10 protein-coding genes are annotated in these 14203 nt (G+C 58.0%); 3 read left to right on the top strand and 7 right to left on the bottom strand.

All coding sequences use genetic code 11. From position 1 onward, the window contains the following. Window positions 1–141 precede the first annotated feature (141 nt). The 3 genes from metC (at window position 142) to IVB54_RS31750 (ending at window position 3016) form a co-directional block, all read left to right on the top strand. Entirely contained in the window at window positions 142–1488 is a 1347-nt protein-coding gene (gene metC / locus IVB54_RS31760; protein WP_346658835.1) for a cystathionine beta-lyase, read from the top strand. A gap of 806 nt (window positions 1489–2294) precedes the next feature. Then, window positions 2295–2618, top strand: coding sequence for an autoinducer binding domain-containing protein (locus IVB54_RS31755; RefSeq protein ID WP_247776607.1), 324 nt, complete (start codon window positions 2295–2297; stop codon window positions 2616–2618). After that, the gene (locus tag IVB54_RS31750) at window positions 2564–3016 is read left to right on the top strand and encodes a LuxR C-terminal-related transcriptional regulator (protein WP_247776606.1); all 453 of its coding nucleotides are present in this window, start codon (window positions 2564–2566) and stop codon (window positions 3014–3016) included. Before IVB54_RS31755 ends, IVB54_RS31750 begins: the two co-directional genes overlap by 55 nt. A 478-nt stretch (window positions 3017–3494) precedes the next feature. Here the strand turns inward: IVB54_RS31750 and IVB54_RS31745 are convergent, their stop codons facing one another. The 7 genes from IVB54_RS31745 to IVB54_RS31715 form a co-directional block, all read right to left on the bottom strand. Further along, window positions 3495–4232 (bottom strand): outer membrane beta-barrel protein, encoded by a 738-nt coding sequence (locus IVB54_RS31745; protein WP_247404916.1) that lies wholly within the window; start codon window positions 4230–4232, stop codon window positions 3495–3497. A gap of 1310 nt (window positions 4233–5542) precedes the next feature. Next, window positions 5543–5887, bottom strand: coding sequence for a hypothetical protein (locus IVB54_RS31740; RefSeq protein WP_247289248.1), 345 nt, complete (start codon window positions 5885–5887; stop codon window positions 5543–5545). A gap of 555 nt (window positions 5888–6442) precedes the next feature. Next, window positions 6443–6718: a hypothetical protein gene (locus tag IVB54_RS31735; protein ID WP_026232955.1), complete on the bottom strand. Its 276-nt coding sequence runs from the start codon at window positions 6716–6718 to the stop codon at window positions 6443–6445. A gap of 330 nt (window positions 6719–7048) precedes the next feature. Continuing rightward, window positions 7049–8077: an LLM class flavin-dependent oxidoreductase gene (locus IVB54_RS31730; RefSeq protein ID WP_039799450.1), complete on the bottom strand. Its 1029-nt coding sequence runs from the start codon at window positions 8075–8077 to the stop codon at window positions 7049–7051. A 209-nt stretch (window positions 8078–8286) separates the two neighbouring features. Beyond that, window positions 8287–9363 (bottom strand): histidinol-phosphate transaminase, encoded by a 1077-nt coding sequence (gene hisC, locus IVB54_RS31725; protein WP_247523711.1) that lies wholly within the window; start codon window positions 9361–9363, stop codon window positions 8287–8289. A 1338-nt stretch (window positions 9364–10701) separates the two neighbouring features. Then, window positions 10702–11421: a MerR family transcriptional regulator gene (locus IVB54_RS31720; protein WP_026232958.1), complete on the bottom strand. Its 720-nt coding sequence runs from the start codon at window positions 11419–11421 to the stop codon at window positions 10702–10704. Window positions 11422–13217: 1796 nt separating this feature from the next. Continuing rightward, a complete protein-coding gene (locus IVB54_RS31715) occupies window positions 13218–14162 on the bottom strand; it encodes a LysR family transcriptional regulator (protein WP_018455472.1) in 945 nt (314 codons plus the stop codon). Between the last annotated feature and the right edge of the window lie 41 nt (window positions 14163–14203).

Below are 14203 nucleotides of genomic sequence, written 5' to 3'. Positions count from 1 at the left end.
GTCTGGCCCAACCTTTGCTGTAGTGATGGACCCACTGTAGATCTGCATGAAGCTGACCACCGACTTTCAGGAGCGCGGTCCGGCACGGTCTCGCTGTGCGGTTGACCGCGCTTTCGGTGCGGGAGGAGAGCTGCTCTAAAATTGGGATATGATGACGAAGAGGGCGTCGATGCAGAGTTCTCGAGTGGTCGCGCCGGAGACGAGTTGCACGTTGTGGGCATTCGCTGCGCATTAAGCGGCGCGATCCCAGATAGGAGAAGTATGGATCGGATCCCTTCGGGTAAAGGCTTGCCAGAGCCCAACACGAAATTGTCTCATCTCGGTCGCGCGCCGGCTGAACACGCCGGGATGGTCAATGTGCCTGTCTATCGAGGTTCCACGATCGTTTCGGAAAGCCTCGAAGAGTGGGATAGGCGCAAGCAGAATCCAGTGACGAACTACGGACGATTCGGCTCACCGCTGTCTCGCGCTCTCGAGGCTGCCATTTGTGAACTGGAAGGCGGGTATCGTTCGATCTTGTTCCCTTCGGGGCTCTCTGCGTGCTCCCACGCGCTTCTCGGGATCCTGAAGGCCGCGGATCATGTTTTGATCTGCGATAACGTCTATGAACCGGTCAGGATATTCGCGAACGAGGTTCTAACTAGATTTAAGGTCAAAGTGGAGTACTTCCATCCCACACAACCTTCGGATCTACTCGCGAAGATTGGAGCAAAAACGCGAGCTGTGTACCTGGAGTCCCCGGGGTCACTGACGTTTGAGGTACAGGATCTTCCCGCGCTGTGCGCGATCGCGCATCATTCGGGTGCGCTCGTGCTCATGGACAACACTTGGGCGACGCCGCTCTATTTCAAACCCTTTCTCCATGGCGTCGACATTTCGATCCATGCCGCGACCAAGTATATCGTTGGTCATTCCGACGCCCTTCTGGGCATTGCTACTGCTAACAAGGAAGCGTGGCCGCTCCTGCAGCCAAGCGCTCATCATTTCGGGGAGATCGCTGGGCCAGATGACATCTATTTAGCTCTTCGTGGACTGCGGACACTAGCCGTTCGCATGAGGCAGCATTGCGAAAATGGCATCAAGCTGGCTCAAAGCCTGGAAGACCACCCGGCAGTGGGCCGGGTTCTACACCCTGCGCTCCCAAACGATCCCGGCCACAATATTTGGAAGCGGGATTTCTTGGGTGCAAGTGGCCTGTTCGGCGTCGTTCTGAAGGCTATGCCCAAGGCCCAGCTTTCGGTTTTCTTCCAGAAACTGCGCCTTTTTGGAATCGGATTGTCGTGGGGTGGGTACGAAAGCCTTGCGCTGCCTGTCGATGATCCTCCACGAACGGAAGCTAAGGTTTCATTTGATGGACCGTTGATTCGTATTCACGCCGGCATCGAGAGGCCGAGTGATCTCATCGCGGACATGCATCAGGCGCTGCAAGCCGCCTGCGAACACTCCGTGAGCGACGCTGCTTACCAGGATGAGAGCAGAGACGGGTGATTTCAAGGGCAGTATTGATGGTGCGAGGAGGCCGATAAGAGCGACGCTTGGGGGCGCTATCGCAACCATGCGTACGGCTTCTGTCTGTCAATGTGCGTGAGCACAACGCCCATGTGTGCGGTCGGTTGGATCTCATTTAAGCCGCAGGCCATTGCCGTATTCGGATGATTCGCTTGCCCAAACATGTCCGGGTGCTTTTCAACACGAGCGCTTGGCAATAGGCGACCGCGCAACCGGGAATCTCCGGCTTTCCGTTCGGTTACGGCGCGACCGCAAACGGGTATATCGCAGCGGATGCATGCCATTTCTGCGACTAATTGCCTCTGTGCCCTATGACGCGGGCGCCGGGTCTACTAGCTCGGCTGGCCCCCGGAGCAGAGGCGCGGAGGCTGACCCAAGGCGTAAACGATCGTTCGCGTACTTGCCGATGCGACATACATTCTTCAGCTAGCACCAACAAGGTTGTCTCTCTCGCGACGAATGTCCGAATTGTAGCAGTGAACGTGGCGCCCAGTTCTCCAACACTCCTGCTTGCGGCAGTGCTCCTGCCGCCTCAGCTGGGACGACATTTGCTGGACGCTTCAGGTCCGCCTCCTCCGGAAGAGGCGCATGCACAATGTTCTCTATCGAGCAGCTACCCGATCTCAGCCAACTCGATTGAAGCTCGTGACGAGAAGTATGACTGTCGCGTTCGGTCGAGGCACTTCGAAGCAAGATGAGGCCGAAGTGGCGCAGGGCCCTGCCCAAATCGATCCGCTCAAAAGACGCAGCACCGGATTGCCTAAGTCGGTGGCGGGAGGCACCAAATGGACCTATTTTGCTTCATCGAATGCGCAAAACAGAGTCGATCTCCCGAGGTGTTGTTCGATCTGCTTGTGAGCTGCTCGAGCGAACAGGGCTTCAGTCAAGTCGCTTACAGGGCGCTGACGGACGCGGAGCCGACCCGCCGGCCAGAGTATCTGCCAGCCGCCGTGACGGTGAGCTTTCCTTCCGCGTGGCGCGAGCGCTATGCTGAACGCCGATACAATGCCATCGATCCTGTGGTTCGGTACGACGATGCAGTCGGCGCCTTTCTATGGGATCAACTCGCTCACAAGATCGATTGCAACCCGGCGAAGTGCGTGTGTTGAATGAGGCCAAAGAGGCGGGTCTGAAGCACGGCGTAACCGTACCACTGTTCGGACCATTTGGACGGCTATGCGTCGTATCCTTTGCATCCAGGTTCGACGATGTCGACCCTCAGTATCGCCTCAGTCGTCTCAACGCATTGGCTTGGCAGTTTCATCATGCATTTACAAAAATCGCGCCCTCATCGGAGGGCAAATGCCATATGAAAGTGGCCCTATCCGAACGAGAAAAGGATTGCCTCCGCTGGGTGGAAGAGGGGAAATCATCCTGGGAAATCGGAGTCATCCTGAGAGTCAGCGAGAATACGGTGAACTTTCACCTGAAGAACGCGATGCGAAAGCTAGAGACGAACAGCCGTACCCATTGCCGTGCCAAGGCGATTCGCCCCGGTCTAATCTGACGTTTCGGCGCCGCTGCCCCGTACCGACCTATGTCGAAGTCACGAGCGATCGATCTGACCAGCGTGGCAACATGACAGCGAGGACACGTTCAGCCCAAGGTGCAGAAGATGCTGTCGCCGCGAATAGCTGACACGCCTGTCGTCTCGTCGTCTTCGGGGGCATAGATGCGTATCCCGCCGAGGGTTGGTCGAGTTTTCGAGGCGGGAGAGGTTCGTACGATCGCCTAAATCCGACGTGGACTGGCCATGACGGTAGACCATTCGGCGCATCGATGACGCGCGTGCGATCACAGTGATCTTCGCAAGCGTGCTTGGTTGTGGATGCCGATACCCATCAATATGGGAGCGGTTTTTGGGCCTGGATTGCGGCAAGCTAATCGCCTGGGATAACGGTATTGCTTGATGCAGCAAGCCTGCCCTTGCAAAAACAAGCCCCGGCCATGGGCCGGGGCTTCCGATTCTTCGTTCGTACTGCTGATCAATATTTCAGAAGAAACGGGCCGCCGAACTTATAATTGAGCCGGGCAGTCAGAAGATCGAAATCCTGGCGGACGCGATCGGTTCCGCCTGCGGGCGCGGCGAAGTGCACCGCTCCGGGCTGCATGAATAGGTGGTCGTACTCGAGGCTGACCGACCAGCTCGGCGCGAAACCGTACTCAATCCCAGCTCCCAGCGCACCACCCCAAAGAATGTGGTCGCTCTTCCCAAGCTGCGCGCCCGTGAGGCTCGAGCTAATCTGATAGGTATTGCTCGTCACTGCGGCACCACCTTTGGCGTAAAATAATACGTTGTCTACGGCATAACCGATCTGCCCTGTTATCAGGCCGAACGCATCAATCTTGGTCTGGTTGATATCCGCAAACGCGACGCTGTCATTCGAGCCGGTCAAACCAGCCCAGTTCCCCTGGCCTTCAACACCAAGCACGATCTGGCCCGTCTGCCTTCGATACCCGATCTGGCCACCCACAGTACCGCCGGTCGCATCATGGCAGCCCTCAGGTGTGCCGCCATTGAAGTCCCAGCAATTCGCGCTTGAGCCCAAGCCGCCGTTCAAGCCGACGTAGTAGCCGCTCCAGTCATAGATCATAGCCGCAACAAGCTGCGGAGCTTTGCCATAGAGAGGCTGGACGGGCTGCGCAGCCAGATCCGCGCCGAATGCGGGCGCAATCGCGCCGAGCGCCACAATGCTTGCAGTCGCGAGCAACAAGTTCTTCATTTCTACTCTCATGTCTTGAGTGCCCCGAGCCTCGCGCGTCTTAACAACATCCGCACGGATAGCTGTAGCTGCACCGCAACATTTCGTCGGAAAGGAATGCTTGAACCGAACCCTGCGTCAGGTTGCGGCGTTGCGGATCACGCTTCGCAATGCTCTTTCGCGTGCGAACCGGATTGCGTGGCGTCGGCGAAAAGCGAGCTGCTGATCTCAGCGGATGAAGCGCACCGCAACCCACACGAGGCCCAGCCACACCGCAACCGAAAAGAGCAAAGCGCCTTGCAACGCCCTTGCTCTTATCCTGTGACGCCACCGAAGGAGCTGCGATGAGCAACCGGTGAAGCGCCGACCCCGTATAACAGATATCACGTCATCGTAATCTGCGAACCGGAAGTGAGAGCGATGCTTTCGAATATACGCCAGCCGCTCAGTGGGTGAGAGGCACTGCGCCCACACCTCCGATGCCTCATGATCAAAACACGCGCTATTCTCCAGGACCTCGGCGAGGCGCTCGTCAGGTTTCATGATGCATCCGCTGTAGTGACTATCGCGGATCGAGTTCTAGGAGGAGAGCCTAACCTTGGAAACCTCTCGGTTTAGGTAGGCGAGTTGAGAGATTTCAATTCGGCGGTCAATGCGGCGCTGATCCTGCGCGAGATGAAATTCGAAGTCGTGCGGTGGCTCTGGATCAGCCTTCTGGCCCAGTGCAGATGGACACGGGCATTGAACCGGCGTAGATGCCGCAGGAGAGTGAAAGGTGCTCCTTGTCGATGGTGTGCACTAGCGCTTGTTAGAATTCGGTCCGGCAATGGCTTCCGCGCATGCTAAGATCACACAAACGTACGTTGCAAGGTCCAGGGCCGGTCGCGAATACACGGCTGCCGATCCGATCATCCGTGAACGGCCGGCTCGCCGTCGTCACCGTCAGTGTCTCGGGTCAAATCGGCCAGCAGTCGTACCTTGCACCGCGCTGTTGGGACTGACTGCACGCGCGTGCCCTCCACGCCGCCTCCCGAATTTTGTGCTCGACGAACTGACGGCGCCCGGCGTTCGCCCTCTTGTGGCAGATCGGCAATTTCCTTGCTTGAGCAAGGCCGAATGCCGCATTAGGAACCACGGCGTGCGGGAACTCGGAGCGGCGGCGGAGCAGAACTGCCGGAAGCCCTGGCTTGCGAGAGACCTCAGGCAGGCGGCAAGCGCACGCCGGTCCCTCGTTGAAGCAGGGCACGACGACATCCACGCTGGGCAAAGCACCGGTCTTGACCGGGTCGTACGGCGGCAGTGAGGCGCCGATCGCTGGAGCGGGTCCTGCATCAACGCGTCTTGGGATGAGCGCTGCAGATACCAACTTCGTTAAAGGGATCCTCAGCGCGGCGCGGTTCACTGGTCATGAACATCTTCATTGCAAAGTCGAGCGACCGGTATGCTCGATCGCGGGCCGCCTGCGGCAAATCAGGAGTTGCGTCAATCGCAGCGCGCGCGTCGCTCATAATCTTATCTTTTGCGGAAAGAAGCTTTGCATCTAGGATTACATGAAGCGTCTCTCGAACTTCAGGTGAGATCGCGCTATCGCCATCAATCAATTCTCGAAATTTCCAAAATATACGCTCGACTGCTACCGTCGACCCGAGAACTGACATTAGTCTTGGTGACATCATTGGCCATCTCCTTCTCCAGCCTGAATCTCGGACTATCCCAGCGAAATTAGACCTGTCCGCGTCTCGCACCGGCGCGCGAGGCGACCCTGAACAGGCGAATGACTGGGATACATGTCGGCTGCTACACCCCAGCCCGCGTGAGACGGACGTTCAAGATAGGCTCAGCGGAACTCGCAAGGTGCGATTTGCGAGCAAGGCACTTCTCTTTCCTGCGCTCCAAGCCGTAACTCGGTAGCGTGCGGTGGCTCACGTGCAAAACGGAGGGTATGCGCCGCTTCCCATTTGCCACAATACATGCAGCGGCATCGGAGTTGGATTTCTGCCACGCGCGCGTTTTGTGATTGCCTGGGTGCATCGACATCGAGCCTACCGATCCCGCGACGGTGTGTTGGTCGTGCGCCACGTTGACCTCGATCATCTCTTGATTCTCCATTGGTCATCGGGTCGAGCGCAGAAAGGGCGGCAACTTAAACGCGCAGATCATTTTCACGTGCTGGATTCCGTATCTCGGATTGGTTCGTTTCGGCTACCATAACTGTCCTCGCCACTGCACGGCTATGCTGTGCAAACCGTGCATTTCACCCACCAGCGGCCACCGCGCTTCTCCGCGCGCAGCTTGCCGCGGCGGATCCGAGAGAGCACCCCTTCGGGGCTTATGTGGTTCATCGCTGCGTATCGCTGAACAGTGAGGTAGTCCTCATGCAGAGGCGGAGGGGTGCTAATTCCGTGCGCAGCCAGCAGAATGCGCAGCGAAGCCAACTCCGCCAGCACGATCTCGAGCTTACGCGCGATCTCGTCCATCTGGTCGAAGCGCTGCGGGGACCGCGTCACGACAGGCCCGCCCGTGCGATAAGCCACATCTTGGATTCGTGTGAAATGCGATCGACGAACTGGCGCGCCAAAGCGGGATGAGCGTGAGCCAACTCACCTGGCCAAGCAAACCACTGCGCGGGCGATATCAACACATGCAAAATGGGAGACGCGGCATTTATTGCCGTCGAGACTACACCTTGGTGATGTAGTCGAAAGGGTCTCATGCGCGTAAGAGCCACTTGAGCCATAAGAGCGGCCTGACAAATGCATCCGGCTGCGGTGCTCATGGGCCTCGGTGTTGCCATTTATTGCATGGTCAAGGGCGAACTGCTTGGAATCGGCTCACCATCAGTGCTCCGCCGCCATGAGCTCGGAGTGAATCGCAGTTGCTGTGTTGAGGCAGGCATCCAGTGACAGAGATCCAAAGGCGAGCTGACAAAGGAGATAGTTGGCGCCTGCCTCTTCCACGTGATCGAGAAGAGTTTGGCGCACCGAAGCGCGGGATCCGACAACGCACAGTTCACTCTCAATTGCGGCATCCAAGGTTAGGGGCAGGTTGGATGGAGGCGGGATGTCATTGAGGTCGTACAAGAACTTAAAGCTCTTGAGCCAGGTTTCGTAGGCTGGCGCGGCGAGGGAGCGGGCGGCTGCTTCAGAGCTGGCAATTACGACCATGCGGAGTAATGCGAGAAATGGTGCTGAACCGTTGGTGTCATACTTCGCGTTTCCATGAGCGCGATAGCGATCTGTTACTTTGCGAACGGCAGAAGAGGGTCCCATGCACGCCAGATTAGCGCCATTCGCCGCCGCCCAATGCGCGGACTCTGGCCGATTTGTAGCAATCCATGTCGGGGGACAAGGACGCTGGTGAGGTGAAAGCGTCAAAGGAACGTCGCTCAGCGCAAAATGTTGCCCTTTGTACGAGAGCGGGCCGCCATTCATCGCGTTAACGAAGATTTGGGAAGCTTCCTCGTAACGGCTAGAGGCAACATCGGCTCCAACCCCAAAATAGCTCAGTTCGATCGGGAGGGAGCCGCGACCAAGGCCGACCTCGACTCTGCCGCTGCTCAGGTGATCCAACATGCAGATCTCCTCGAATGCCCGCAACGGGTGGTAGAGGTTGAGCAGCATGACCAACGGACCAACGCGAAGTCGCCGTGTGCGTTGTATGACGCTTGACAGAAACAAGTTCGGCGATGGACCGCGTCCGTGGGGGGTGCAATGATGCTCTGCCAGATGATAGGCATAGAAACCGAGCCGGTCGTAGGCCTCCGCCAGCGCGAGGCGGTCCGCGTATTGCCTGGCGATATCGGGACCGTCCTCGTCAAGATGATCAAAAATGCCGCAGGTCAGGTTTGAGGGAAGAACGTTTCTCACTCAGTTATCTCCTATAGAGAGGACCGGAGTCCGCTAGGTTTTTGGGGTTCAAGAAGCGCTCGCTGGCGTGCATATGCTGCGAAGCCGTTCTCAGCAGCTCGCAATGCGCCGACCGGACAACAACTGACTGAGGCCGGTCGCGAAGCTGCATCATGTGCGGGTCCTGTTCGATGACGAACGGGGATCTGTGACCTGAGTGGAAGGGTTCACTAGCCACGGCATCCCACTTTCTTAAGAATGCTGCCGACAGCCGCAAGAAACGCATCCATCTGGCGCTTTGTACCGATGCTAACCCGAATGCACTCTTCCAGGCCGGGATCCGGAAAGAAGGCAACGAGGACGCTCTGGTCTTGCAACGCCGCCTGCCACCATCTGCCACCCTGGCCTACCGGCACGCGGGCGAGGAGGAAGTTCGCGTGGGAAGGCGTTACGGAGAACCCAAATTCCGAGAGGGCGGCCGCTACGCGCTGACGCTCAGACCTGACGTGGCGATGGTTCTCCTCGTAGGCGTCGCGATGCGCAAGGACGCTCATGCCTACGGCATGAGCGACCACATTCATGTTAAAAACATTCTGGATGTTGCGAAGCCGCCCAATCAGCTCGGGATGGCCGAAACCGAAGCCGACGCGAATGCCAGCGGCGGAATGACTCTTGGAAAGCGTGCGCAGGACCAGAAGATTCGAATGGCGCTCAATGAGGCGTAGGCCGTCCTCAGGTGCGAAATCGACATAAGCTTCGTCCAATACGATCAATCGGTCAGACCGTGTAACGAGGCGCTCGATCTCAGCGACCGGAACGAAGGTTCCGGTCGGATTGTTCGGATTGGCCAGCAGAATGAACTTGGCATGTTTAGCCGGACCGAAAAGCAGCTCGTCCATCGGCAAGCGGTCGGGTTCAGACCAGGGAATTTCAATGAACCGAGCCCCTTGCAACATGGCAAGCTTGCGATTGAATGAGAAGCCGGGCGACATCATTGCGATGCTGTCGCCCGGGGCAAGAAAGGCTCTGTAAATGAGACTGAGGAGTTCAGACGATCCATTGCCAGCCATCACGCGATCAGTGGCAATCCCGTACGCCGCAGCGGCCGCTTGCCTCAAGCTGATATTGTCATCTTCTGGATAGCGGTATTGCACCTCAAGAGCTGCAATTGCGCTTCGCATCACGATGGCTGGCAAAGGAAATGGGTTCTCATTCGTATTCAGTTTCACGGAAGTATTGTCGCGCGTAGGCCGCCCGGACGGCAGAGCATCCAATTCGCGAGCCACCGGCGAGAGCGAGGAAAGCATATTTTGCAGTTTTGTATCCAATTTGATGTTCTCCCTTTCGTCGACGAGAGCAGTTGACGGCCTTCATCGAGCCTACCTGATGCGCGCCCCGTATTCGGAGCCGGGAAGCGCAAGGCGTGCATGAATGTGAGGGTGGGTGCCACAGGCGGGCTCAGATCTAAGCGCCGCACCGGATCAGAGTCCGGCTCAAAGTCCGGCAGCGATCAGTGCGGATCAGGCGGGCGCACGGCGTTATCCCGGCGACTACCTGTTTCAAGAGGGGAGGAAACGCCACGTCCACTCGGCCGAACAGCGCGGCTAACGTGGCTTGAACTCGTAATCCGCAGACAGACTGCGCACGCCTGACATGTTGCCACAAGCTACGTTCCTTCTAAAGAGGTCATGGCAGCTCACTCCCGAGAGCGAGGTGCGCATCAGTGTCACTAGGTGGAAGAAGCCACCGATGTTCGTCGGCCTTACGATTATGGAAGTGATGCTCACTCCAGTGGTACCAGACGAATGGGAACGTACTCTTCGGGCGGCCGTTCGGGCGCGTACGACAGCTGTGATAGCATTGCCGCGAGGGCGAGAAATGCCGCGACTGCGGCGACTGCGACGCACGTGACCAGCGCGCAATCGCGAGGCCTAGGATGGTTCATCATTCAACGCTCCGTGCGGTGTTGGTGCGGGCGGCCAGGTCTGCGCGACCCCTTCGACGGATTATCGGGCCAGCGGTAATCGATGGACCCAGGGGCGGCATTGTCTCCCTTGGAGTCGAATCGACGTGGCAATGGCCCTTTCGATTGAGCCCGAGGTTCGGCCGCAGCGACCCGCGTGGCATCGACGGTGCCCGCCCGTCTGACCGAGCCTGCCCATGCTTGAACTGGGGCATAAGCGTAGCCTGCAACCTGCAGCAGATTGGCTTGAAGCCTTGAGCTTGGCGACATCGGCTGCCCCTGCAGCATTCTTCGTCGAGTGCGGCATGGAGGTAAAGGAGCGTGCCGGAGTCGCCGGCAATGGCCAAAGACGGTCATCCACCGAATTGTTCTCGCCCAGCGCTCTCACCGGGAACTTCCAAAAGTGGTGCAGATCATTGGAGTCTCCGTCGGCGTAGCCGGCGCTCTGTAGGTCGCCCCGCCGCTGCGTCGATACTTTTAGAAGGTACAATTTGACGCTACGTACGGATCAAGTACTTCGAAGCGTGCTCGTCGAGGTTGGCAGAGCGAAAGTTCCCAGGGTGTCGACAACGCACATTCGCAGGCGAATTGCTACGGGCCAACGATCCTCAGTCAGACAAGGATCAGCATCAGCTCATTCAGTTAGAGACATTTGAGCAACCGAGTCCGGCAGCCGGGTGCGTCAACTCGTTCCGAGCTGGCTCTCCAGCGCGGCGAGGGCGAGATCCAGGTATCGCATGAGGCTCGCATCCCAGCCGGCGAGATTGTGTGGTTCAGTCAATCGCGTCAGCACCTTCAGTATCATCGAGACAGTCGAATCAACTCCTGCGATCTCAGTCAGCAGCGAACGGGCCTGACGCGCGACCGCATTTGGTCGCTCACCGCATGGCGGCTCGCCCCGATCCATGCAGCTTCGTAGCTCGTCCCGAATCTTGCGCCACCGATCTTCGCGGCTAGCGTTAGAGGCGCATGTGCAGATGGCCGAGGGGGTACGTTCCTGAATCCGCGACATTGCATCTAACGTGGCCGGTAGCTCGTCGACACTAACTTCTGTCTCACCTTGCGTCGTCATATTGCGCAATCGATCCCGTAATAATGTCGCCCGCGCGACTTGAATTTCAATTCGCTCGAGATGGTTGCGCAATAGGTCCGTGAGAGACGACCGTCCCTCGATGGCTTTGCGGATCTCAGGAAGCGAGAAGCCGAGCTCACGTAGCGCCCGTATCTGACAGACGCGTTGTAGGCTTTCACGATCGTACATGCGGTGACCGCCACCGGTACGTTCCGCGACCGTCAACAACCCCGTATGTTCGTAATGATGCAGAGTGCGTACCGTTACGCCGGTCGCCTCTGCAAGTTCTCCAATGCGCCATCGGCGCCGTCGTGGTGTGGCTTTTGTCATGGTCCTCAATTTGCAAGCCTACAACCTGACGTCACGTGAGAATCAAGTGATTTCAATGATCTAGATGATGGTCTCTCGCTGCGAACCCCAGGAGCACTGAGCGCATGCTGTTAATCAATCAGCCGAGACAAGTGCAAGCATCAAGTTCGCCAGCGACGCCAATTCGTCCCTCGCTGCGCGTTGCATCACAAGTCTGGCGATCGCTACGCGATTCTCGCCGGTTCGCATGCATGTCGGTAAAGACGCGATTGCTCGATCAAAAAGGTTTCCCAAGCTCGCGAGATCCTCCGGGTCGTAGACTCCGCTCGGCTTCTCCAACAGTATGCTCCTTTCATTGCGGCACCTTCGCTGCACGTGGGGAAGCCGTTTGGCTGTGGTAGGGCAAAAAGAAGACGGAGCGGCGACGTGCGCGAAAGAATGTGACAGGTGCGTTCGTGTGGTGCCGTTGTGCAACACGGCGTTTGCTTCCCTTTTGTCCAACACTGCCTGACCGAAACTGTGCAATTTCCGCTGGATGCTGGCGCAGCAGCGGCCATTTGCCGTCTGATCGCCACGCGAAGCGAAAGCAGGTACATGCCACCCCGCTTGCTCTTGAGACACAGCTTCACGAACGGCTGCCCAGACAAAGTACTGATCTGATCAGATGGGTGGCGCGGCCGCCCGCTCGGCACCTAGCAGCGTTTTCGACGCGCTGCTAGTCTGTTGATGGCTTTGTGGCCGCGAAGGCGTTGTTCGCGCATGGCAACATCGGGTTTTGGAATGCCACAAGATGATGGCTGCTCTTCAACGGCGAAACTCTGCGACGCAAAGCGCCAGTATAATGAGAGAAGGCGGGCCGCAAAACCATTTCCGGCATGTATCTCAACGCGAGCGCACCTCGCGCGGTTGGCGAAACGTTACTCGCGATTGAGGACGGAGCCTCGAAGGATCGCTCCGATATCCGTCGGACGTGGAGGCACACTCAAAACGGGCAACACGCCCCCGGCGCCGCGCGGGCGCGCCGGGAAACAACGACGTGCCATAGCTCCTACAGCAATAACTCGCATATCCAGACGTGAGCCGGATCAGTGTTGCGCAGCACAGTCCCTTGCTCGTCCAGAAGCTCACTCACTTTCATTCTCGAACAGTATCGCTTTGGTGTGCGAGCGCTGGACATAGATGCTTTGGGTAAGATTGGCAAATCATGTTACCGCACCGAAGTAGCTCTTCGAGGTCAGCGGTGAGTGGCCGCAACTCGGGACCAACGGCGGCGGCATCCCGCGCGCGACGCGCCACGACACTCTCGAATAACACCACTGTCGCGATCCGAAAGGATGACCTGCACCCACCGATCCGATGTGGTGCTTTGGCATTGCTGCTGCGATCACCGGGAGAGTGGACGGCAAGGAGAATGCCCACCGGCAGGTTAAGAGCGGTGTGGGTGCCTGCCAGTGTCCACGTTTGCAGCCTCGATCGCAGGTCTTAGTCTACAACCTGACGCGGTGTACGATTCGAGGGATTGTTTTAGTGCCAAGGCCTGATTTCGTTCATCTGACTGGCCGGATCATTTCGCGAGCTCTGAGCCTCAGCTCATGTAGAACAGTGCGATGCAGCCGTCGTGTCAGGCAAGTCAGGCGGAGCGCCGCCGAACGAGCTGTATGAAGCGCAAGATCGTCACGCCAGCGCGAGATCAAGAGCGCGGCCGACCCGATCAAACTACGCTCAAACGCGCCAATCCGAACACCAGCGAGGACCGGAGCCTCGAGCCTGGCGTAGATCTGGTTAACCGAGATTAGATCGCAAACCGCCGAACAATGCTAGAACGGGCCGTGACATTGGTTGGTCTCGGACGGAGAGACCATCATGGATGCCTCTTGCAAGAACATGTTGCGCATCCAAATGCTTGCAGGATCAGTATTATGAATGGCCGGCCACTGGACGGCCTCGGTGAATGTGAGAAGTCGCAGCGGAGGTTCGATGACCCGCAGGGGCATCGTGTCTGCGAAATGGCTGACCAGTCTTGAGGGCATACTCGCTATACGGTTGGTGCCCAATAACATAGGCGGAATCATACCAAAACCCTGCACTGCGACCTCGGTGCGTATCTTGAAACCATGCTCGAGCAAGAGCCATTCGTGAAAGGAGGGCCTCAGGGAGCCCCCGAACCGGGCTTCCACGTGCCCGATCGACATGTACTTCTCGAACGTAAGTCGCGGCGCCAGCTGCTTGTTCATGGGGCAGCCCACGCAAACGAACGTGTCCTCGAACAGTGCCGCCTTGGGATGCGCACTCGACATGAACATCTCCGGATACATGAGAAAATCGACTTCACCGCGCCGGAGAAGTTCATCGGGTTCCTCTAAGGGCGGCAGCAACTCGAAATTGATCGTCGGAGCTTCCCGCGCGACGCGGTCCACGATTCTTCGAAGAAACACGACAGTCATGAAGTCGGACAGGATGATCCTGAATCGCCGATTCGATTGAGACGGAGTGAAGCCCTCCGGAGAAATGATGGAGAGCTGAATGTGAGCGAGAGCCTCGCGAATTGGGGCTGCGAGCGCTTGAGCCCGCGGCGTTGGGACAAGCTTCCGACCCCTCATCGTGAATAGCTCATCGCGAAAGTAAGTGCGAAGCCGCGCGACGGCAGCACTCATGGCAGGTTGACTGAGGTTGATGCTTCTTGCCGCCGCCGTGAGATTGCCTTGCGTCACCAGGGCGTCGAACGCGACGAGGAGATTCAGATCGAGGCCCTTGAAACGCATAATCTTGAGTGATCCACCGTGTGAATGTGTTCTATCGATAC

The organism is Bradyrhizobium sp. CW1 (genome assembly GCF_023100665.1).
GTDB lineage: Bacteria > Pseudomonadota > Alphaproteobacteria > Rhizobiales > Xanthobacteraceae > Bradyrhizobium > Bradyrhizobium canariense_D.
This window is presented reverse-complemented; position numbering and strand designations above follow the sequence as displayed.

Excerpts from the sequence above, each read along its gene's own strand:
- IVB54_RS31755 (WP_247776607.1), top strand. The coding sequence starts at position 2,295 with ATGGACCTATTTTGCTTCATCGAATGCGCAAAACAGAGTCGATCTCCC.
- IVB54_RS31750 (WP_247776606.1), top strand. The coding sequence starts at position 2,564 with ATGGGATCAACTCGCTCACAAGATCGATTGCAACCCGGCGAAGTGCGT.
- IVB54_RS31745 (WP_247404916.1), bottom strand. The coding sequence starts at position 4,232 with ATGAAGAACTTGTTGCTCGCGACTGCAAGCATTGTGGCGCTCGGCGCG.
- IVB54_RS31740 (WP_247289248.1), bottom strand. The coding sequence starts at position 5,887 with ATGATGTCACCAAGACTAATGTCAGTTCTCGGGTCGACGGTAGCAGTC.
- hisC (WP_247523711.1), bottom strand. The coding sequence starts at position 9,363 with ATGCTTTCCTCGCTCTCGCCGGTGGCTCGCGAATTGGATGCTCTGCCG.
- IVB54_RS31720 (WP_026232958.1), bottom strand. The coding sequence starts at position 11,421 with ATGACAAAAGCCACACCACGACGGCGCCGATGGCGCATTGGAGAACTT.
- IVB54_RS31715 (WP_018455472.1), bottom strand. The coding sequence starts at position 14,162 with ATGCGTTTCAAGGGCCTCGATCTGAATCTCCTCGTCGCGTTCGACGCC.